This is a genomic window from Methylosinus sp. sav-2, from assembly GCF_004366495.1.
Taxonomy (GTDB): Bacteria; Pseudomonadota; Alphaproteobacteria; order Rhizobiales; family Beijerinckiaceae; genus Methylosinus.
This window is the reverse complement of sequence record NZ_SOEJ01000001.1, coordinates 572,191-591,995: the sequence shown is the minus strand read 5'-3', so window position 1 is coordinate 591,995 and position 19,805 is coordinate 572,191. Positions and strand designations below refer to the sequence as shown.

Here is a 19,805-nt window from a genome sequence, read left to right as displayed (position 1 = left end):
ACGGCTATTTCGCGCCGCGCGGGCGCCTGATCTGCACATAGAGCGCGCCTTCCCCGCCGTGATTGCGCGCCGCCTCACCGAAGCCGACCACGAGATCGCGCATGGCCGGGGCGCTCAGCCATAAAGGTACGACGCGGCGCAGCACACCGCCCTCCTCGCTGCGCACGCCCTTGCCCGTCACCACGATCGCCATGCGGGCGCCGGCCGCCTGGGCGTGGCGCAGAAAATCATAGAGCGCCGTCTGCGCCTCGGCTTGGCGCAGGCCGTGGAGATCGAGCTTGGCCTCCACCTCGAGCCGGCCGCGACGCAATTTCATGCGCGTGCGGTGATCGATCTCCGCCGGCGGCGCGGCCGGATGGGGCCGCGGCTTTTTTTCCGCCGGAGCGGGCGGAGGAAGAGGCGAAGCGGCGGCGCCTTTCTTCGGCTCGCTGGCCTCGGTCGGCTGCTCCTCTAGCGGGCGACGACGACGCCCTCGCGACGGCCGCACATCGGCCGTCACCTTGTTCCAGAGCTCGATCTCTTCGCGGGACAGAAAACGCGAGCGACGCGATTCGCGCGGCGGATCACTCATCGCCGACCGCTCCTCGCGGCAGCAGCACGGTGAAATCCGCATTGTGGCGCACGAGCCCGGCGAGCGCGCCGGCCTCGTCCCCGGCGCCGAAGAAGAGATCTGCGCGCGCAGGTCCGAGGATCGCCGAGCCCGTGTCCTGCGCGATCATCAGCCGGGCGAAGGGCTCCGCCGCCGCGCTGCGCCAGGGCAGCGTCGCAGTGATGAAGAAGGGTAGGCCGTAGCTCCACAGCGAGCGATCAACGGCGATGGAGCGAAGCGGAGCCAGCGCGCAGCCCTCGCCGCCTATGGGGCCGTCGCGCCGCTCCGGCGAGGAATCGGCGCGGAAGAAGACATAGGAGCGGTTCTCCTGCATCAGCCGGGCGCCGGGCGCGCCATCCTCCTGGCCGAGGGCGCGGATTTCCGTCTTCAAGCGCTCGAGCGACATCTCATTTTGCGGCACCAGCCCGCGCTCGATGAGCAGGCGACCGATCGAGGTATAGGGACGTCCATTGCGGCCGTCATAGGTGAGCGGCAAATCGCGCCCGCCCGGATAGCGCAGCCGCGCTGAGCCCTGCACCTGAATGAGAAACAGCTCGACCCTGTCGCGAACATAGGCGATCGGCCTCGGCCGCAGCTCGGGCGGGCCTTCCTCCAAGGCGCGGCGATCGGGATAGGGCTCGAGGCCGCCATCGTCCCGCCGCCGGGCCGAGGTGAGCGCCTCGCCCGCCTCGCCGCGGATAGGCCTCTCGTTCAAGGTGACGAGATCGGCAGGACGAGCGGGAACGGGGGTGCGGAACCCCGCCTCCGGCGCCTCCCGCGCCTCGATCACAGGCTCGTAATAGGCGGTGACGAATCCCGGCCCACGCAGCCGAAAAGGGCGGAAATTGGCGGCGAAAAAATCGAGCGCCGCATCTTGGGAGAGCCTCGCCGCATCCATGCCCGCGGCGATGCGGCAGACGCGAGCCAGCGCTTCATCGGCCGGCAAAGCCGCGCGGAGCGGCTGCGCAGCGGAGAGAATGATTTCAGCTGAGCGGCGAAAGACGCGAAAGGCCGCGCCGAGATCGTCCCGAAAAATGGCGTCGATCGAATCGAAACCGACTGGATCGAGATCGACGGACGCCACGCAAGTTCCGCCTAATGAACCGTTTCGGTGGCCACGAGCTTCCAATTCGGATCACGCGACGCGACATCGCGCGCGAAAGTCCAGAGGTCGACGATCTCGAGCGGCCGATCGGAATCGCCCTCGATCGCGGCGCCGGCGCTGTCGCGGCGGACCGATTGGAGCTTGGCGACGAAACGAATGGTGATCTGCGCCTTGCGGAGCTCGACCTTGGCGTCCTCCACCGTAGCGGAATCTATGGAGACGACATGGGCCTCGGCCGTCTCGCCGCGCTGCTCCCGCCCGGCGATCTCGCCGGAGAAGCTGTCGAACACCTCGGTCGAGAGGAGATTGCGCAGCGTGTCGCGGTCGCCCCTGGCGAAGGCCTGGACGATCATCTCATAGGCTTTCTTGGCGCCCTCGACGAAGGCCGGGCCGGAGAAGCTGCGATCGGAGGCGGCGATCTGGTCCAGACCGCGCCAGCCATTGCTGCCCGATTCGGCGAGGCCTTTCCAGCGGTCGGCGTCCAGCGCCCCATTGGCGGGCGAAGGCGCAAAAGCGGAGCCCTGCGGCGCCGGAGCCGGGCCGATCCGCTGGGCGGGGCCGGCTCGATCGGAGGCGGGGCCTTCGCGATCGACGCGCACGCCGAGGACCGACCACAATTTCCAGACGACGAAAGCCGCGAGCGCGGCGAAGACCAAGATGGATGGGTCGAAATCGGATCCCGACAAAGGGCGTCTCCCGGTCGCAGGGATTGTCCGGTATCATGTCGCGTCCCAGATGTCACGAATCAACCCCTCGCAGGGGTCTCTCGTGACGGGAACGGAGGGCGCGCCGAGGTGAACAAGTCGAAACTCGTCGCCTATGTGCTGACAGGCTGGCTCTTCGTCGAGATCGTGGCCTTCGTGCTCGTCGTGCAATTTCTCGGCGTGATGGCGGCCGTGGCGCTCGGCGTCGGCACGACGCTGCTCGGCCTCGCCGACGTCAAGCGGCTGTTCGTCTATCTGCGCAGCCGCGTCGGGCAGCCGCGCGAGGAGCTGAAATCCGGCGTCGCTCTGCTCGAGGGCGGCCTCGAGGCGGTGGGCTCGCTGCTGCTGATCCTGCCCGGCTTCGCCTCCGATCTCGTCGGCCTGGCGCTGAAGTCGCCGTCGATCCGCGCGCAGGTCGCCGATCGCATTCGCGGCAAGACCGAGCGGCAGGGTCCGCAGACCATCGATCTTTCGCCTGGCGAGTGGAAAGCCATTGTCGATGAAGGTCCCAAGCGCCGCGTGCGCGCGCGCCGCGCCCCTCCCGCCAAAGTTGTCTGACCACCGTCAAATCCGTTGTCGCAGGCAAGGGGACGTGTTAGGCGGGCGCCGTGATAGGCGCCGCCATACCGTCGCGCCTGTCAGGAGCCGAAATCGGCAGGGAGTTCGACGATGACCGATACGAATGGAAGCGGCTCCGGCCCGACCGGCGCCCCGGCGCTCAACGTGCTCGTGCAATATGTGAAGGATCTCTCCTTCGAGAATCCCAATGCGCCGCGCTCGCTGCAGCCGCGCCAGAATCCGCCGGAGATCGGCATTCAGGTCAATGTCAACGCCCGCCAGATGTCACCTGAGGATTTCGAGGTCTCGGTGACGTTGGAAGCCTCGGCCACCGAAGGCGGCGAGGTGCTGTTCAAGCTCGAGGTCGATTACGGCGGTGTGTTCCGCCTGCTGAACATTCCGGCCGAGCAGATTCATCCGATCGTGATGATCGAATGCCCGCGCCTGCTGTTCCCCTTCCTGCGCCAGGTCGTCGCCGACGCCACGCGCAATGGCGGCTTCCCGCCTCTCTATATCGATCCCATCGACTTTTTCGCGCTCTATCAGCAGCGCGCGGCTCAGGAGCAGCAAGCTCCGGCCAACGCCAACTGAACTATCCCCGGTCGTCATTAAGCGACGAAGCAATCCAGCGACCGCCCCACGGCTCTGGATTGCTTCGCTGCGCTCGCAATGACGGCGAATCGATCATTCGGAAACCGTACGAAATCGCAGAGGCGAGCCGTCAGGCTCGCTTCTCCATCACGGTTTCGATGGCTGGCTCGGCCGTCTCTGGCTGCGCGAGATAGCGCAGCCACATCGGCTCCTTGCCCAGCTTGGCGATAAAGGCCTCATGCGCGGCGCGTTCCGCCTCGGTGAGCAGCGGCGCCAGCTTTTGCGGGCGGCTACGCAAAAATTCGCCGCCATTCTCCTCCGCCAGAGTCGCCGCATCCGCTTGCAGAATGAGCGCCGATTGGCGGCCGCCCATCAGCTCCGCATAGACTTCCGCGAGCAGGCCTGCGTCGAGCAGAGCGCCATGCTTGTCGCGTCGCGTGAGATCGACGCCATAGCGCTGGCAGAGCGCATCCAGAGTATTGGAGGCGCCGGGATGCCGACGGCGGGCGATGGTCAGCGTGTCGACGACGCGATCGAAAGGGATCGCCGCTTTTCCCAGCTGGCCGAGCTCGAAATTGACGAAGCGCATGTCGAATTCGGCGTTATGCGCGACGAGATTGGCGTCCTCGACGAATTCCAGAAAGCTGTCGGCGATCTCGCGGAATTTCTTTTGGCCCGTGAGAAAGGCCGAGGAGAGGCCATGCACGCGAAACGCCTCTTCCGGCATGTCGCGTTCTGGATCGAGATAGAAATGGAAAGTGCGGCCGGTGGGGATGAGATTGGAAATCTCCACCGCGCCGATCTCGACGATGCGATGGCCCTTGGTCGGGTCGAGACCGGTCGTCTCCGTGTCGAAGACGATCTCACGCATCGGCAGCCTCTCTCGATCGGATCAGCGCGACGGCTTTCGTCGCGCCAGCTCCTCGAGGATTAGCCGAACTTCCTGCCGAGCGGAATCCAGGCCGCGCTCGCTATGCACCACGAAATCGGCGCCGGCGCGCTTTTGCGCGTCTGGAACCTGCTTGGCGAGTATGGCGGCGAATTTTTCCTCCGTCATGCCGGGACGCGCCAGCACGCGCGCGCGCTGAATTTCCGGCGGGGCGGAGACGACGACGACGGCGTCGACATCCTTTTGGGCGCCGATCTCGAAGAGAAGCGGAATGTCGAAGACGACGAAACGCTCGCCCGCGCGGCGACAATTCTCGAGAAATTCGTCGCGGCCGATGGCGACGAGCGGATGCACCAGCGCCTCGAGACGGCGCAACGCCTCGCCGTCGCCGAGCACGTGGGCGGCGAGGCGGGCGCGATCGACGACGCCATCCACCGTCGCGCCAGGGAACATCTCTTCTATCTGCGCCGCCGCGGGGCCACGGTAGAGCTCATGCACGGCGCGATCGGAATCATAGACGGGGACGCCCTCGGCGCGAAAGAGATCGGCCGTCGTCGATTTGCCCATGCCGATCGAGCCGGTGAGGCCGATGACCAGAGGACGGGGCGCGGCGTCGCCGCTCATGACAGAATCGCTCCCTCGCGGCGAAGCGCATCGAGCACCGGCAGCAGCGGCATTCCGATAATGGTCCAATGATCGCCGATTATGCGCTCGAAGAGATGAACGCCGAGTCCTTCTATCTGATAGGCGCCGGCGCTGGTCGTCGCCTCCTCGGCCACGATCTCGAGATAGCGGGCGAGAAAATCATCCGAAAAAGCGCGCATTGTCAGATCGGCATGGGCGACGGTCTCGAAGATTATGGCGCCGTCGCGGGCGAGGGCCACCGCCGAATGCAGACGGTGGGTCCGCCCGGAGAGAAAGCGCAGCTGCTCGCCGGCGGCGGCGACGGTCGGCGGCTTGCCGAATCTCCGCCCCTCGCAGCTCGCAACCTGATCCGCGCCGAGGACGAGAGCGCCCGGCCGCGCCAGTGAGACGAGCTTCGCCTTGTCGCCGGCCAATCGCGCCGCGACAGCGTCGGCGTCGCCGCCAAGGGCGACGACCTGCGCTTCCGCAGAGCGCTCGTCGATCTCTGCTGGCTCGACGAGAAAAGGCGCGCCAGTCTGCTCCAGCGCCATGCGCCGGCCTTTGCTCTTGGAGGCGAGAATCAGCGGCTCGGCGAGAAGCCAGAAGGCGCCGGGGCGATCCTGCGGCAGTCGAACCTCCTCCGATCGATTCCCACAGGCCGGACGTGGTCGTGGGCATTATGGGGACAAATGAGCGCCGTCGGGCCGGGCATGTGCACAGCTGCGCATAACCAGGGGCAGCGATCAACAGGCGACGGAACGGGTGGGGATAAACAGGAGCTTTGGCATTGCAGCGTGGGATTCTCCGCCGTCAACCGCGAGGCTTGTGGGTAGACGCCCACAAGCCATTGTTAATGTTTCGTTTACGATTGTGTCCACAGCGGGCTGGCAAAACTCTCTACAGCATGGTTCTAGCTACGTAAGATGTGGACAAAAGGTTGACGGAAATTAACCTTCGTTAATGAACCGTCAATAAAATCAAAAAAATCTCTTAAAGATTGAATTTTCTTTTTGTGTCGTTTTGGGCTAGCTCCAATGACGGAAGGAGCGCTGGACGTCGCCTTCCATTCCCGATCCTGCCGGAGCAATAAGCGAAATGGGTGATCTCAAGCCTCTCCTCGCCGTTCTGGGCGGAGAAGCACGCGCCGTGCCGCCGATCTGGCTGATGCGACAGGCCGGCCGCTATCTGCCGGAATATCAGGAGCTGCGCGCCAAAGCCGGCAGCTTTCTCGACACTTGCTACAATCCGCAGACGGCGGCGCGGATCACTTTGCAGCCGATCGAGCGTTTCGGCTTCGATGCCGCGATCCTGTTCAGCGACATTCTGGTCGTGCCGGATGCGCTGGGGCAGAAGGTCTGGTTCGAGACGGGGCATGGGCCGCGGCTGATTCCGCTGGAGAGCGATCAGGACATCGAGGCGCTCGCCGAGAATTTCGACCTGGGCAAGCTCTCGCCTGTCTTCGAGACGATCGACCGGGTGAAGGGTGAGCTGCCGAAGTCAGTGACTTTCATCGGCTTTTGCGGCGCGCCCTGGACGGTGGCGAGCTATATGATCGCCGGCCGCGGCACGCCGGATCAGGCGCCGGCTCGGCTCTTCGCCTATCGACGGCCGCAGGCTTTCGCACGGCTCATCGATATTCTGGTCGAGGCCTCCATCGCCTATCTCATTCGGCAGATCGACGCCGGCGTCGAGGTTTTGCAGCTCTTCGACAGCTGGGCCGGCGTGCTGCCTGCTCACGAGTTCGAGCGTTGGGTCGCGGAGCCGCTTAAGAAGATCATAGACGCGGTGAAGGCCGCCCGGCCCGGCGTGCCGATCATCGCCTTCCCGCGTGGCGGCGCGACGCATCTCCCCCGTCTCGCCGGGACGCTCGGCGCCGATGCGCTGGGACTCGACACGGCGATCGATCCCGCCTGGGCGGTGAAGGAAATCCCCGCAGGCCCGGCGCTACAGGGAAATCTCGATCCTCTGGCTCTGCTGGCCGGTGGGGCGGCGCTCGATCGCGAGATCGACGCCATTTTGCGGTGCTTTGCCGGACGGCCGCATATTTTCAATCTCGGCCATGGCGTCCTGCCGGAGACGCCGCTCGAGCATGTCTCGCAATTGATCGAGCGTATTCGCGGAACAGGGAATTGAAGTCATGTATCTCTGGATCAAAGCTCTGCATGTGATCGCAGTTATCTCCTGGATGGCCGGGCTGCTCTATCTGCCGCGGCTGTTCGTCTACCATACGGAAGTGGGGCAGGGCGCGCCCTCCGCATTGTTCAAGAAGATGGAACGCCGGCTGGCGCTCTACATCATGGCGCCGGCGATGATCGTCTCCTGGCTGGCCGGTCTGGCGCTGATCTATTTCGGCTCCTTCCATGGCGCCGGATGGCTGCACGCCAAATTGGCGCTGGTGGTCCTTCTGACTGGCGTCCACTTCTATTTCGGCGTCACGCAAAAGGCTTTCGAGCGCGACGAGAATCACCGGCCGGCGAAATTCTTCCGATTCATCAATGAGGTTCCGACTCTGCTGATGATCGGCATCGTCATTCTGGTGATCGTCAAGCCATTCTGACGACTGGGGATTTTCCCCGCCTTTCACGGAATTGTCATGAGTTTCGGGCGGATGGCTTGCGTTTCCGCCCGAAAAGGATTAATTGCTGACTTGCTCACCTAAAGGCAGATCGTCGTTTCGCACGACAGCCGGATCCAGACCGGCTCACCGGGGCATCGTGTCCCGCTTCCTTATCTGCCCTACCCCGCCGCCCTAGGCCAAGTTTCATCCGAATATCGTCGAGGATTGTCCCAAATGGGGGAAATCAAGCTTCAGGACCTGAAGTCCAAATCGGCCGCCGAGCTTCTCGCCTTCGCTGAGGAGCATGAGGTCGAGGGCGCGTCGCTCATGCGGCGTCAGGAACTGCTCTTCGCAATATTGAAGCAATTCGCCGGTCGCGACGTCGAGATCGTCGGCGAAGGCGTCGTCGAAGTGCTGCAGGACGGCTTCGGCTTCCTGCGCTCGCCGGACGCCAATTATCTCGCCGGCCCCGACGACATTTACGTGTCACCCTCGCAGATCAGGCGCTTCGGCCTGCGCACCGGCGATACTGTCGAAGGCATGATCCGCAGCCCCAAAGAGGGCGAACGCTATTTCGCGCTGCTCAAGGTCAATTCGATCAATTTCGAAGACCCGGAGAAGGTGCGGCACAAGGTCCCCTTCGACAATCTGACGCCGCTCTATCCAGATGAGCGCTTGAAGCTCGAGATCGACGATCCGACGCGCAAGGACCTTTCCGCACGCGTCATCGATCTCGTCGCGCCGATCGGCAAGGGCCAGCGCGCTCTGGTCGTCGCGCCGCCGCGCACCGGCAAGACCGTGCTGCTGCAGAATATCGCGCAGTCGATCACCACCAATCATCCCGAGTGCTATCTGATCGTCCTGCTGATCGACGAGCGCCCGGAGGAAGTGACCGACATGCAGCGCTCTGTGAAGGGCGAGGTCGTGTCCTCCACCTTCGACGAGCCGGCCGTGCGTCACGTCCAGGTCGCGGAGATGGTCATCGAGAAGGCCAAGCGCCTGGTCGAGCATCACCGCGATGTCGTGATCCTGCTCGATTCGATCACGCGTCTCGGCCGCGCCTACAACACTGTGGTGCCGTCCTCCGGCAAGGTGTTGACCGGCGGCGTGGACGCCAATGCTCTGCAGCGTCCTAAGCGTTTCTTCGGCGCCGCGCGCAATATCGAGGAGGGCGGCTCGCTGACAATCATCGCCACGGCGCTGATCGACACCGGCTCCCGCATGGACGAGGTGATTTTCGAGGAATTCAAGGGCACGGGCAATTCGGAGATCATTCTCGACCGCAAGGTCTCCGACAAGCGCGTCTTCCCTGGAATCGACATTACCCGCTCCGGCACCCGCAAAGAAGAGCTGCTGGTGCCCGCGGACGTGCTCAAAAAGATGTATGTGCTGCGCCGCATCCTCAATCCGATGGGCACGGTGGACGCGATCGAGTTCCTGCTCGGCAAGCTGCGCGAGACGCCCAAGGGCAACGCCAGCTTCTTCGATTCGATGAACACCTGAGTTGGCGCCCTCGGACGCGCCGGCGATGTGAATTCGCGGGGAGAGCGTGTTCGAGGGTTTCGCCAATGTCTGGACGATCGTCGGCCTCGCACGCGAGCTGAAGGCCGACGCGCCTCTGCCGCTCACTGTGGCCGGCGAAAAAATCGTGCTGTTCCGCGGCCTCGATGGCGCGCCGGCTGCGCTGATCGACCAATGCCTGCATCGTGGCGTCGCCCTTTCGCTTGGCTGTGTCGAGCAGGGCGACATTCGCTGCCCCTTCCATGGCTGGCGCTTCGGCGCGGATGGAAGCCTTCGTCACATTCCCTGGAACCCGGAGGCGAAGCGCGACACGATTCGCGCGACGCGGCTTCCTGTGCGTGAAATCGATGGCGTCATCTGGTTGCGCACGGCGCCGGGCGAGACGGCCGACGAGCCGCCGCCGATCGAATCGCTGACGTGCGGCCTGCGGCTCTGCGCGCAAAGCTTCGTCTGGCGCGTGCATTGGACGCGCGTCATGGAGAATATGCTCGATTCGCCCCATGTCGCTTTCGTGCATCGCCGGACCTTCGGCGGAGCCATGGCGCGCGCGCTCGACGAAAATTCCCTGGCGCGGATGGATGTGAGCTTCGAGCCGCATGAATATGGCGGCAAGATCGCGGCCTCCGTGGTGGGGAGGCGACGCCCGGCGGCGCTGGATTATGTGTTTCCCAATCTGATGGAGCTGTCGCTCGATTTTCGCGGCCGCGTCTTTCGCATCTTCGCGATCTGCATTCCTGTCGGGGAACGGGAGACACGTCTTCTCTTGCTCACCGCCCGCGGCTTTTTGCGCGCTGGTCTCTTCGATGCGCTGTTTCTCTGGTCCAATCGCCGGATCGCGGAAGAAGATCGCGCGATCGTCGAATCCTCGACGCCGCCATTCTCGCCGCTAGGTGGGGAGGAGGCATCCATGCCGACGGATGCGGCCACTCTGGCCTTTCGCCGGCTCTATCGTCAGCGCCTCTTCGGCTCCAGCGCCTGATTTCCTTCGGCAAAGCTCCGCGGCCCTTTGCCGACGCCACGCGCTGCGATTTGGGAAAGACCAAAAGTTAACGAATTCTCAATTCACCTCTAAAGTCATTCCTTCAGATTGAAAAAGCCGTATTCTTTCTCGGCGAGAGAAATTCGAGTAGAGCATCAGGATCATGTCCAGCGACACGATCTTCGCCTCGGCCTCTGGCGCCGGCCGCGCCGCAATCGCGGTAATTCGCCTGTCCGGTCCGTCGGTCGGGCGTGTGCTCGAGGTTTTGGCCGGGCTCACGCCTCAGCCACGCTTCGCCCATTATGTGACGCTGCGCGCGCCGGGCGCGGTCGAGCCGCTCGATCGCGGTCTCGCGCTCTATTTTCCAGCGCCGAATTCGCCGACCGGGGAAGATTACGCCGAGCTGCAAATTCATGGCGGCCGCGCTGTGGCGCGCGCGCTGCTCGGCGTTCTGAACGGCCTTCCCGGCTTGCGCGAGGCGGAGCCGGGGGAATTTGCGCGGCGCAGCCTCGCCAATGGCAAAATGGATTTGTCGCAGGTCGAAGGGCTCGCCGATCTCATCGATGCGGAGACAGAGTTTCAGCGCCGTCAGGCGATACGGGCGCTCGGCGGGGCTCTGCGCAAAAGAGTCGAAGGCTGGCGCGAACGGCTGATTCGGGCTCTGGCGCTGGTCGAGGCGGAGCTGGATTTTTCCGATGAGGGGGATGTCTTCGAGCCGGCGACGGCGCTTCGTCCCTTGCTCGAGCCCGGGATCGCCGAAATGGCCGGGGCGCTGGCGGCGAGCGAAGCCAGCGAGCGGCTCCGCGACGGCTTCGTGGCGCTGCTGCTCGGCCCGCCCAATTCCGGCAAATCGACGCTGCTCAATGCTCTGGCGCGGCGCGAGGTGGCGATCGTCTCCGCCATCCCGGGAACAACGCGCGATATGATCGAGGTTCATCTCGATCTCGGCGGCATGCCGATCACATTGGTCGACACGGCGGGTCTTCGCGAGGCGGAGGATGAGATCGAGCGCATCGGCGTCGCGCGGACGCGGGCGAGGATCGGGGAGGCCGATCTGCTGCTGTGGCTCTCGGAAGGGGGCCGTGAGACGCCGCAATTGGAGCCTTTGGGCGACGCCGAGCTGATCCGTGTCGCAACCAAGGCGGATTTTCTAGATTGCACATCAGATAATCTTGCAATTTCCGCTCGAACAGGGTTTGGAATAGACCGACTTCTGGAGGAAATTGCGGGTCGCGCGAAGCGACGTCTGGGCGACGGCTCGACGGCGCTTCTCACGCGTGAACGGCATAGGCGGCTCATTCAGGGGGCGAAAATGGCGATCGAGGCGAGTCTCGATTCTGGCAAGCCGCTCGAATTCGTCGCGGACGATCTTCGTGTCGCAGGCCGGGCGCTCGGCCGCATCGTCGGCGCTGTCGATGTGGAGGAGGTGCTGGATGCGATTTTCTCGCAATTCTGCATCGGCAAATAGTTTCACGTGAAACAGGATCGAGGATAGGAAATTGAGCCGACCGGCCTATGACGTGATCGTGATCGGCGGCGGCCATGCTGGCTGCGAGGCCGCCGCCGCCGCTGCGCGACGTGGCGCGCGCACGGCGCTCGTCACCCATTCGCTCGCGACGATCGGCGCAATGTCGTGCAATCCGGCGATCGGCGGGCTCGGCAAGGGCCAGCTGGTCCGCGAGATCGACGCGCTCGACGGGCTCATGGGCCGTGTCGCCGACGCCGCCGGCATTCAATTTCGGCTGCTCAATCGCTCCAAAGGCCCGGCCGTGCGTGGTCCGCGCGCGCAGGCGGATCGCAAGCTCTATCGCGAGGCGATGCAGGCGGCGATTGCGGCGACGCCGAATCTCGAGGTCGTAGAGGGCTCGGCGGAAGGTCTCGTGCTGGAGCAGGGCCGCGTGATCGGCGTGACTCTGGACGGCGAGACGCTCGCCGCGAGCGCGGTGGTTCTGACCACCGGCACCTTCCTCAATGGCGTGATTCACATTGGCGCGACGCGCTATTCTGCCGGACGCATGGGCGAAAATCCATCGATCGGCCTCGCCGAGGATTTGCGCCGCATCGGCTTTGCCACGCGGCGTCTGAAGACCGGCACGCCACCTCGGCTCGATGGCCGCACGATCGATTGGGCGCGGCTCGAGGAGCAGCGCGGCGATGAGATCCCCGAGCCCTTTTCCTATCTCACTCGTTCGATCGTCAATCCGCAGATCAATTGCCACATCACCCGCACCAATACCGCCGCGCATAGGGTCATTCTCGATAATCTCGAGCACTCGCCCATGCGCAGCGGCGCCATCTCGGGGCCGGGTCCGCGCTATTGCCCCTCGATCGAGGATAAGGTCACGCGCTTCGGCGATCGCGACGCACATCAGATTTTCCTCGAACCGGAAGGTCTCGACGACGACACGGTCTATCCCAATGGCGTCTCGACCTCGTTGCCCGAGGAGGTTCAGCGCGCTTTCATCCAGAAGATCGAAGGATTGGAAAAGGCGCAGATACTTCGCCCCGGCTATGCGATCGAATATGACTTCGTCGATCCGCGCGAGCTCGACGCCACGCTGGAGACGAAAAGTGTCGTGGGACTCTTTTTCGCCGGCCAGATCAATGGAACGACCGGCTATGAGGAGGCGGCGGCCCAGGGCCTCGTCGCCGGGCTCAACGCCGCGGCGCGGGCAGGCGGCTGGACGGCGAGCGTTTTCGATCGCGCCGAGGCCTATCTCGGCGTGATGATCGACGATCTCGTCACGCGAGGCGTCAGCGAGCCTTATCGCATGTTCACCTCGCGCGCCGAATATCGTCTGTCGCTGCGCTCCGACAATGCCGATGAGCGCTTGACCGGCAAGGGGCTGGAGATCGGCTGCGTCGGGCGCGAGCGTGAGCTGGCGCATCGGGACAGAATGGACAAGCTCGCCCGCGCCCGCGCGCTGCTGCAGCAATTGTCCTTGACCTCTGCCGCCGCGGCGCGGGTCGGCCTCCCCATTAATCAGGATGGGCAACGACGCAGCGCCTATGCTCTGCTGTCCTTCCCGGAGATCGATCTGCGGCGGCTCGCGGCGATCTGGCCAGAGCTCGCCGAGATCGATGCGGAGACGGCGGCGCGTGTCGAGACCGACGCCCGTTATGCGGTCTATCTCGATCGGCAGAGCGCTGATATCGAATCCTATCGGCGGGATGAGCAGCTCGCTCTGCCTTCGACGCTCGACTATCGCGAGATCGGCGGACTCTCGGCGGAGCTCTGCGCCAAGCTGTCGGTGTTGCGTCCGCGCACGCTCGGCCAAGCCCAGCGCATAGAGGGCGTCACTCCAGCTGCGCTGACCCTTTTGGCGGCGCGGGCGCGGCGCGGGTGAACGGTAAAATGGGCGGGAAGGGGAAGGATCGCGTCAGCGATCGGGACAGAGCTCTGCAGATCGCGCCGTCGCTGCAGCCCTATATTCGCGAGCTGGAGATATACGAATCACTGCTGCGCAAATGGCAGAAGTCCATCAATCTCGTCGCCGAGAGCACATTGGACGAGCTATGGACGCGGCATTTTGCCGATTCGGCGCAAATCCGCGAATTTTTTCCGAGCCTCGAGAGCTGGATCGATCTCGGATCCGGCGCGGGGTTTCCCGGCATGGTTCTGGCGATCTGCCTGAAGGACCATGCGGGCGCGAAGGTTCATCTCATCGAGAGCGATCAACGGAAGGCGGCGTTTCTGCGCGCTGTTTCACGTGAAACAGGAGCCGCCGCAGAAATCCACGTCGGCCGAATCGAAAATGTGCTGCCGCTGATCGCCGATCCCGTGGCCGGCGTGACCGCCCGCGCGCTCGCGCCAATGCCGCAACTGATCGAATGGTCGCACGAACTTCTGTTGAAAAACGTCAAAGGCGTGTTTTTAAAGGGTGAAGACTGGGCCGCTGAATTGACCGGCTCGAGCGCCGCGGATAGTTTCCAGATCTGGACATTGCAGAGCCGCACTCATTCGTCCGGCCGCATTATCGCCCTTGCGCGAGATTTTGGAGCTTGACGTGACCGACGTTCCTCAGCCCCGAATCCTCGTTCTCGCCAATCAAAAGGGCGGCGTCGGCAAGACGACGACGGCCATTAATCTCGGCACCGCGCTCGCCGCTGTGGGTGAGACGGTGCTCGTCATCGATCTCGATCCGCAGGGCAACGCCTCGACTGGCCTGGGCGTCGATCGCAAGGCGCGACGCATCTCCACCTATGACGTGCTGCTCGCCGAGAGCAGCCTCGCCGACGCGATCATCGCGACCGCCGTGCCGCGGCTCTCGATCGCGCCATCCACGCTCGATCTGCTCGGCGTCGAGCTGGAGATCGCCGGCGATAAGGACCGCGCCTTTCGTCTGAAGCGCGCCGTCGCCGAGCTGATCGCAGCCGAGCGCCATGGTGAGGCTCCGGCCTTCACCTATGTGCTGATCGACTGCCCGCCGTCGCTCAATCTGCTGACCATCAACGCCCTCGCTTGCGCCGACGCCGTGCTGGTTCCTCTGCAATGCGAGTTCTTCGCCCTCGAGGGTCTGTCGCAGCTGCTGTCGACGGTCGATCAGGTCAGGCGCTCGCTCAATCCGCGGCTGTCGATCCATGGCATTGTGCTGACCATGTTCGATCCGCGCAATAATCTCGCGACCCAGGTCGTCGCCGATGTGCGGCGCTTCATGGGCGACAAGGTCTATGAGACGGTGATCCCGCGCAATGTGCGCGTGTCGGAGGCGCCGTCGCATGGCAAGCCCGTGCTGCTCTATGATCTCAAATGCAGCGGCAGCCAAGCCTATCTGAAGCTCGCGACGGAAGTCATCCAGCGCGAGAAGCGGCTGCGGGCCGCTTGATCCAGGGTTTCTCGGCGCGCGAATGGCGCGCTTCTCGATCGAAGGACCTATCCAGAAATGGCCGAAGAAGCGACGCGCAGAAGATTGGGGCGGGGGCTGGCGGCTCTGATCGGAGACGCCGGCGAGGAAGCGCCGGCCGTGGAGCGCGCGCGCGGCCAGCGCCGGGCGCCGATCGAGTTTCTGCGGCCCAATCCGCGCAATCCGCGCGTCGCCTTCCACGAGGATGATCTCGCCGATCTCGCCGCCTCCATTCGCGAGAAGGGCATTATTCAGCCCATAGTCGTGCGCACGGTTCCGGGTGTCGCCGACGCCTATGAGATCATCGCCGGCGAGCGCCGCTGGCGCGCCGCCCAGCTCGCCAGTCTCGCCGATGTGCCGATCATCGTGCATGAGGCGGATGATCGCGAGGCGCTCGAGCTGGCCATTATCGAGAATGTCCAGCGCGCCGACCTCAATGCGATCGAGGAAGCGCGGGGCTATGAGCGGCTCGGCAAGGAGTTCGGCTATTCGCAGTCCGATCTCGCCAAGATCATCGGCAAGAGCCGGTCCCATGTCGCCAACACGCTACGTCTGCTCAATCTTCCCGAGGCGAGCCGGCGTCTGGTGACGGAAGGCGCGATCTCGGCCGGCCATGCGCGCGCGCTGCTCGCCCTCGACAATCCCGATTCGGTGGCGCGACGTGTCGTCGAGGAGGGCCTCACCGTGCGCGACGTCGAGCGGCTCGCGCAGGAGGATTCCGGCGCCAAGCTGGAGACGAAGGCGCGCAAGCCGCGTGTCGAGAAAGACGCCGATACGGTGGCGATGGAAAAATTGCTGACCGATGCGCTGGGGCTCTATGTGTCGATCCATCATAGCGGTGAGAGCGGCGAATTGCGCATCCGCTACACGACGCTGGAGCAGCTCGATGGGCTGTGCCGGCGGCTGACGGGGTGAATGTGGGGCGCTGTTTTTATCGCCTCGACGTCGACCGAGAATCGGGACGCGCGCTTTCTTTTAGATTCTTCGAATCACTCGGCGGTTCTACGCGCCCTTCGCCGCTTCACTCGCTCGTCTGCGCTGTCCAGCTCGCATGCTCGACACCGGGGATCTTCTCGAGATCAGCGGCGACGGCGTCCAGCTCTTTCGGGTCGACGCTGGTCGAGGTCAATATTGCGACGAGCTCGGCCTCGTCCTCGCCGCGCTCCAATTCCTCAATTTCGCGCACTGGATAATCGGCCGCCTCGAGCTTCTCGACCATGAGATCGCGCAATTCGTCGCGCCGTGTCTGGGAGACGGTGACATGCACGCGGTAGATCGCCTCTGTGGCGCGCTCGTCGATCGGCGCGCGCTCGATGAGATGGACCAGCGGCCGCAGCAGCATGTTTCCGGCGAGGGTGAAGATCGCCATCAATATGGCCTCGGCGGCATGATCCGCGCCAGCGAAGGCGCCGGTCACGGCCGAGCACCAGATTGTGGCGGCGGTGTTGAGGCCGGTGATATTGGCCCCGTCTTTTATGATGACGCCGGCGCCGAGAAAGCCGACGCCTGAGGCGATATAGGCGAGCACTTGCGTCGCGCCGACATTGCCATTGAGGCGCATGCCGAGATCGACGAAGGCCGCCGCGCCCAGCGCCACCAGCGCATTGGTGCGCAGCCCGGCGGTGCGCTGGCGATATTGTCGCTCCGCTCCGATCAGCGTGCCGAGCAGCAGCGCAACGAGCAGAGATATCAGGGAATTGAAAAATTCCGGCGCGTTGAAGTTGGTAATGAACGCCATCTTTCCTGTCCGTGTCTTCGTGCGGTCTCGCGCCGTCGCCGAATCATTGTAACCGATTGGTCACATTGGCAGAGCTTCGCGACGTTTTTTACTCGCGGAGCGGTCGTTATGATTGAATCTTGCTCCAAAAAGCTTAAAGCTGAAATTGTTGTTGTTCCTAAAACTCAGGGGGAGATTCATGGAACGTCGGCAATTTGTGACTGCAATGGGCGCATTGGCCGCCGCAACCGCCGCCACGGGGACATTGGCGGCCGAAGATCCGCACGCTCACCATCATGGCGGCGGCGCCAAATATAAGGCTTTGTTCGAGTCGACCAGCAAATGCGTTGCCGCTGGCGAGGAATGCCTGCGTCACTGTTTCGAGATGCTCGCGGCCAATGACGCCAGCATGGGCGCCTGCACCAAGTCCACCTTCGAGGTCGTCGCCGCCTGCAAGGCGCTGGCGTCGCTCTCTGGCGTCGGCTCTGCCCTCACCCCGGCCTTCGCCAAGGTCGTGGCCGAGGCCTGCCTCGCCTGCAAGAAGGAATGCGACAAGTTCCCGAATATCGCGGAATGCAAGGCTTGCGGCGATGCGTGCAAGGCCTGCGCCGACGATTGCCAGAAGGTCGCGGCCTAAAGGCCGATCGATTTTGCGGGACGCGCTTTGGCGCGTCTCGTCTTTGCTGAAGCGACGATTATATTCAGTTTCGCGCCCCGGGGCGGCCGATGCGCGATTTGAGACGATATCAGGAATTTTCCAGGAGCCGCCGGCCATTCTCTCCCCGTGTCGCAGGATGCGGGTCGAAACGGAGCCTTCACAGTGAGCCACCGAGCGCCGGAAATCCTTTCTGCCGAGACGCATCATCACGGCGTCGCCTCCTTCTTCCTGCGGCAGTGGCCCTATTTTGTCATGCTCCTGCTGGCGCTGTTCGGCGTCGCTTATACGAGCGTGACGCGCCAGGGCATGACGACCTATTGGATCGCGCTGGCCCCGATCTTCGGGCTCATCAGCATCGCCGGCGGCTGGCAGGAGGCGGAGACCGCAGAGGAAAAATGGCGTCTGGTGCGCACCCAGGTCCTGCATTGGGGCGCGGTCCTCGCCGCAATGTGCCTCATCTTCATCGGCGATGTGAAGCAGATGATGAATTCCGATAGCAGCGCGCTCACAGTGCTCACCGTGCTGGCGCTCGGCTCCTTCACAGCGGGCATTCACGCGGACGCTTGGCGCGTGTCGCTCGTCGGCCTGCTGCTCGGCCTCGCCGTTCCGGCGATAGCCTGGCTCGAGGAATCGACGCTGCTGATCCTGCTGATCGTTGCTGTGATCGCGGCTTTGGGCGCCTTTATCTTCCTGCGCGATCGCAGGCCGGCCTGAAGCTGACATAAAGACTTGTTTATATCTTTATTGCATCTGCTCCCCCGCCTTGCTATAGGCGGCCAGCCCGTCCCGCTCGCCTTCCCGAGGCGAGACAACGCCTGAAGGGAGCGTCATGACCACCCATTTCAACGATTATGTCGTCGCCGACATCGGTCTCGCCGATTGGGGCCGCAAGGAGCTCAACATCGCCGAGACCGAAATGCCCGGCCTCATGGCGACCCGCGCCGAATATGGCCCGTCGCAGCCGCTGAAAGGCGCGCGCGTCGCCGGGTCTCTGCATATGACCATTCAGACGGCCGTGCTGATCGAGACGCTGAAGGCGCTCGGCGCGGATGTGCGCTGGGCGTCCTGCAATATTTATTCGACGCAGGATCACGCCGCCGCCGCCATCGCCGCCGCCGGCACGCCGGTCTTCGCCATCAAGGGCGAGAGCCTCGAGGATTATTGGGACTACACCCATCGCATCTTCGAATGGGGCGACGGCGGCACGCCGAACATGATTCTCGACGATGGCGGCGACGCCACGCTGCTCATCCACCTGGGCCTCCGCGCCGAGAATGGCGACACCGCCTTTCTCGACAAGGCCACCAATGAGGAAGAGGAAGTCCTCTTCGCCGCGATCAAGAAGCGCCTCAAGGCCAATCCCGGCTTCTACAAGCGCAACGCCGAGGCCATCAAGGGCGTGACCGAGGAGACCACCACCGGCGTGCATCGCCTCTATGTGATGCACAAGGAGGGCAAGCTGCTGTGGCCGGCGATCAACGTCAATGATTCGGTCACCAAGTCGAAGTTCGACAATCTCTATGGCTGCCGCGAATCGCTGGTCGACGGCATTCGCCGCGCGACCGATGTGATGATGGCCGGCAAGGTCGCGTGCATCGCGGGCTATGGCGATGTGGGCAAGGGCTCGGCCGCTTCGCTGCGCAACGCCGGCTGCCGCGTGCTCGTCACCGAGATCGATCCGATTTGCGCCCTGCAGGCGGCGATGGAAGGCTATGAGGTCACGACGATGGAAGACGCCGCGTCGCGCGCGGATATCTTCTGCACCGCGACCGGCAATGTCGACGTCATCACGACCGAGCACATGCGCGTCATGAAGGACCGCGCCATCGTCTGCAACATCGGCCACTTCGACTCTGAGATTCAGGTCTCCGGCCTGCGCAATCTCAAATGGCACAATGTGAAGCCGCAGGTCGACGAGGTCGAGTTCGCCGACGGCAAGCGCATCATTCTGCTCGCCGAAGGCCGCCTGGTGAATCTCGGCTGCGCGACCGGCCATCCGTCCTTCGTGATGTCCGCCTCCTTCACCAATCAGACGCTGGCGCAGATCGAGCTGTTCACTAAGCAGGGCCAGTATCCGGTCGGCGTCTACACGCTGCCCAAGCATCTCGACGAGAAGGTCGCCTCGCTGCATCTCGACAAGATCGGCGTGAAGCTCACCAAAATGACCGAGCAGCAGTCCGCCTATCTCAACGTGCCGCAGAACGGCCCGTTCAAGCCGGACCACTACCGCTACTGATTTCTCTCGCCTCGCGAGAGCGAGACGGCGGAGCGATTCTCTCGCTCCGCCGTTTTTTTTGCGCGACGCCAGTTCGGCGAAATCCTTAGGCGCCATTCTCCCGGTCACGATCCGCGTTTCACTTTTCGACGGCGCGCTTTAGATTAGACGCGATTCGAGACGGCGCCTCGGTGGCGCGCGGACGGCTTACGGCGTTTGTTTGCGATGAGCCTTTGCAAATCGAACGTGGAGAC

The 19,805-nt window shown here is 63.9% G+C and carries 21 protein-coding genes; 14 read left to right on the top strand and 7 right to left on the bottom strand.

Translation table 11 applies throughout. The features are described 5' to 3' along the window. Positions 1-4 precede the first annotated feature (4 nt). The 3 genes from EDE12_RS02755 to EDE12_RS02745 are packed head-to-tail and all read right to left on the bottom strand — an operon-like array spanning position 5 to position 2,380. Positions 5-571 carry a Smr/MutS family protein gene (locus EDE12_RS02755; protein WP_026599762.1) on the bottom strand — a complete coding sequence of 189 codons (567 nt, stop codon included), beginning with the start codon at positions 569-571 and terminating at the stop codon, positions 5-7. Continuing rightward, complete coding sequence (locus tag EDE12_RS02750; RefSeq protein WP_026599763.1) at positions 564-1,673, bottom strand: MltA domain-containing protein; 1,110 nt, start codon at positions 1,671-1,673, stop codon at positions 564-566. Before EDE12_RS02750 ends, EDE12_RS02755 begins: the two co-directional genes overlap by 8 nt. An 11-nt stretch (positions 1,674-1,684) precedes the next feature. Beyond that, positions 1,685-2,380, bottom strand: coding sequence for a Tim44/TimA family putative adaptor protein (locus EDE12_RS02745; protein WP_026599764.1), 696 nt, complete (start codon positions 2,378-2,380; stop codon positions 1,685-1,687). Between the two features lie 108 nt (positions 2,381-2,488). Between EDE12_RS02745 and EDE12_RS02740 the strand changes: the two genes are divergently transcribed. After that, positions 2,489-2,956 (top strand): FxsA family protein, encoded by a 468-nt coding sequence (locus tag EDE12_RS02740; protein ID WP_026599765.1) that lies wholly within the window; start codon positions 2,489-2,491, stop codon positions 2,954-2,956. 111 nt (positions 2,957-3,067) lie between these two features. Next, positions 3,068-3,547: a protein-export chaperone SecB gene (secB, locus tag EDE12_RS02735; protein WP_024878106.1), complete on the top strand. Its 480-nt coding sequence runs from the start codon at positions 3,068-3,070 to the stop codon at positions 3,545-3,547. A 130-nt stretch (positions 3,548-3,677) separates the two neighbouring features. Here the strand turns inward: secB and dnaQ are convergent, their stop codons facing one another. Genes dnaQ through EDE12_RS02720 form a run of 3 tightly spaced genes read right to left on the bottom strand, consistent with a single transcriptional unit; the run spans position 3,678 to position 5,644 of the window. Further along, entirely contained in the window at positions 3,678-4,418 is a 741-nt protein-coding gene (gene dnaQ / locus EDE12_RS02730; protein WP_026599766.1) for a DNA polymerase III subunit epsilon, read from the bottom strand. Positions 4,419-4,439: 21 nt separating this feature from the next. Then, entirely contained in the window at positions 4,440-5,060 is a 621-nt protein-coding gene (gene coaE, locus EDE12_RS02725) for a dephospho-CoA kinase (RefSeq protein ID WP_026599767.1), read from the bottom strand. After that, a complete protein-coding gene (locus EDE12_RS02720) occupies positions 5,057-5,644 on the bottom strand; it encodes a Maf family protein (RefSeq protein WP_026599768.1) in 588 nt (195 codons plus the stop codon). Before EDE12_RS02720 ends, coaE begins: the two co-directional genes overlap by 4 nt. Positions 5,645-6,155: 511 nt before the next feature. Here EDE12_RS02720 and hemE point away from each other — a divergent pair. From hemE to EDE12_RS02675, 9 genes are all read left to right on the top strand, one after another. After that, a complete protein-coding gene (gene hemE, locus EDE12_RS02715) occupies positions 6,156-7,193 on the top strand; it encodes a uroporphyrinogen decarboxylase (RefSeq protein WP_026599769.1) in 1,038 nt (345 codons plus the stop codon). 4 nt (positions 7,194-7,197) lie between these two features. Further along, the gene (gene hemJ, locus EDE12_RS02710; protein WP_026599770.1) at positions 7,198-7,617 is read left to right on the top strand and encodes a protoporphyrinogen oxidase HemJ; all 420 of its coding nucleotides are present in this window, start codon (positions 7,198-7,200) and stop codon (positions 7,615-7,617) included. A gap of 234 nt (positions 7,618-7,851) precedes the next feature. Continuing rightward, a complete protein-coding gene (rho, locus tag EDE12_RS02705; protein WP_024878112.1) occupies positions 7,852-9,120 on the top strand; it encodes a transcription termination factor Rho in 1,269 nt (422 codons plus the stop codon). A 46-nt stretch (positions 9,121-9,166) separates the two neighbouring features. Continuing rightward, a complete protein-coding gene (locus tag EDE12_RS02700) occupies positions 9,167-10,117 on the top strand; it encodes an aromatic ring-hydroxylating dioxygenase subunit alpha (protein ID WP_026599771.1) in 951 nt (316 codons plus the stop codon). A gap of 163 nt (positions 10,118-10,280) precedes the next feature. Further along, positions 10,281-11,585 (top strand): tRNA uridine-5-carboxymethylaminomethyl(34) synthesis GTPase MnmE, encoded by a 1,305-nt coding sequence (gene mnmE, locus EDE12_RS02695; protein WP_024878114.1) that lies wholly within the window; start codon positions 10,281-10,283, stop codon positions 11,583-11,585. 31 nt (positions 11,586-11,616) lie between these two features. Beyond that, complete coding sequence (gene mnmG, locus EDE12_RS02690) at positions 11,617-13,464, top strand: tRNA uridine-5-carboxymethylaminomethyl(34) synthesis enzyme MnmG (RefSeq protein ID WP_026599772.1); 1,848 nt, start codon at positions 11,617-11,619, stop codon at positions 13,462-13,464. 8 nt (positions 13,465-13,472) lie between these two features. Next, the gene (gene rsmG, locus EDE12_RS02685) at positions 13,473-14,123 is read left to right on the top strand and encodes a 16S rRNA (guanine(527)-N(7))-methyltransferase RsmG (RefSeq protein ID WP_026599773.1); all 651 of its coding nucleotides are present in this window, start codon (positions 13,473-13,475) and stop codon (positions 14,121-14,123) included. 1 nt (position 14,124) lies between these two features. After that, entirely contained in the window at positions 14,125-14,943 is an 819-nt protein-coding gene (locus EDE12_RS02680) for a ParA family protein (protein ID WP_024878117.1), read from the top strand. A gap of 57 nt (positions 14,944-15,000) precedes the next feature. Then, complete coding sequence (locus EDE12_RS02675; protein ID WP_024878118.1) at positions 15,001-15,876, top strand: ParB/RepB/Spo0J family partition protein; 876 nt, start codon at positions 15,001-15,003, stop codon at positions 15,874-15,876. 106 nt (positions 15,877-15,982) lie between these two features. On the opposite strand, the gene EDE12_RS02670 is transcribed toward EDE12_RS02675, so the two are convergent. Beyond that, positions 15,983-16,699 carry an MgtC/SapB family protein gene (locus tag EDE12_RS02670; protein ID WP_026599775.1) on the bottom strand — a complete coding sequence of 239 codons (717 nt, stop codon included), beginning with the start codon at positions 16,697-16,699 and terminating at the stop codon, positions 15,983-15,985. Between the two features lie 178 nt (positions 16,700-16,877). Here EDE12_RS02670 and EDE12_RS02665 point away from each other — a divergent pair, with 178 nt between their 5' ends. The 3 genes from EDE12_RS02665 to ahcY all read left to right on the top strand — a co-directional run bounded on the left by EDE12_RS02665 (position 16,878) and on the right by ahcY (position 19,572). Then, positions 16,878-17,315: a four-helix bundle copper-binding protein gene (locus EDE12_RS02665; protein WP_026599776.1), complete on the top strand. Its 438-nt coding sequence runs from the start codon at positions 16,878-16,880 to the stop codon at positions 17,313-17,315. 183 nt (positions 17,316-17,498) lie between these two features. Next, complete coding sequence (locus EDE12_RS02660) at positions 17,499-18,050, top strand: hypothetical protein (RefSeq protein ID WP_024878121.1); 552 nt, start codon at positions 17,499-17,501, stop codon at positions 18,048-18,050. Positions 18,051-18,165: 115 nt separating this feature from the next. Next, complete coding sequence (ahcY, locus tag EDE12_RS02655) at positions 18,166-19,572, top strand: adenosylhomocysteinase (protein ID WP_024878122.1); 1,407 nt, start codon at positions 18,166-18,168, stop codon at positions 19,570-19,572. The last annotated feature ends 233 nt before the right edge of the window (positions 19,573-19,805 follow it).

What these genes read in the sequence shown, in the direction of transcription:
- rho (WP_024878112.1), top strand. Translation starts at nt 7,852, where the DNA reads ATGGGGGAAATCAAGCTTCAGGACCTGAAGTCCAAATCGGCCGCCGAG.
- mnmE (WP_024878114.1), top strand. Translation starts at nt 10,281, where the DNA reads ATGTCCAGCGACACGATCTTCGCCTCGGCCTCTGGCGCCGGCCGCGCC.
- coaE (WP_026599767.1), bottom strand. Translation starts at nt 5,060, where the DNA reads ATGAGCGGCGACGCCGCGCCCCGTCCTCTGGTCATCGGCCTCACCGGC.
- hemE (WP_026599769.1), top strand. Translation starts at nt 6,156, where the DNA reads ATGGGTGATCTCAAGCCTCTCCTCGCCGTTCTGGGCGGAGAAGCACGC.
- rsmG (WP_026599773.1), top strand. Translation starts at nt 13,473, where the DNA reads ATGGGCGGGAAGGGGAAGGATCGCGTCAGCGATCGGGACAGAGCTCTG.
- EDE12_RS02665 (WP_026599776.1), top strand. Translation starts at nt 16,878, where the DNA reads ATGGAACGTCGGCAATTTGTGACTGCAATGGGCGCATTGGCCGCCGCA.
- EDE12_RS02675 (WP_024878118.1), top strand. Translation starts at nt 15,001, where the DNA reads ATGGCCGAAGAAGCGACGCGCAGAAGATTGGGGCGGGGGCTGGCGGCT.
- EDE12_RS02755 (WP_026599762.1), bottom strand. Translation starts at nt 571, where the DNA reads ATGAGTGATCCGCCGCGCGAATCGCGTCGCTCGCGTTTTCTGTCCCGC.
- hemJ (WP_026599770.1), top strand. Translation starts at nt 7,198, where the DNA reads ATGTATCTCTGGATCAAAGCTCTGCATGTGATCGCAGTTATCTCCTGG.
- ahcY (WP_024878122.1), top strand. Translation starts at nt 18,166, where the DNA reads ATGACCACCCATTTCAACGATTATGTCGTCGCCGACATCGGTCTCGCC.
- EDE12_RS02670 (WP_026599775.1), bottom strand. Translation starts at nt 16,699, where the DNA reads ATGGCGTTCATTACCAACTTCAACGCGCCGGAATTTTTCAATTCCCTG.
- dnaQ (WP_026599766.1), bottom strand. Translation starts at nt 4,418, where the DNA reads ATGCGTGAGATCGTCTTCGACACGGAGACGACCGGTCTCGACCCGACC.
- secB (WP_024878106.1), top strand. Translation starts at nt 3,068, where the DNA reads ATGACCGATACGAATGGAAGCGGCTCCGGCCCGACCGGCGCCCCGGCG.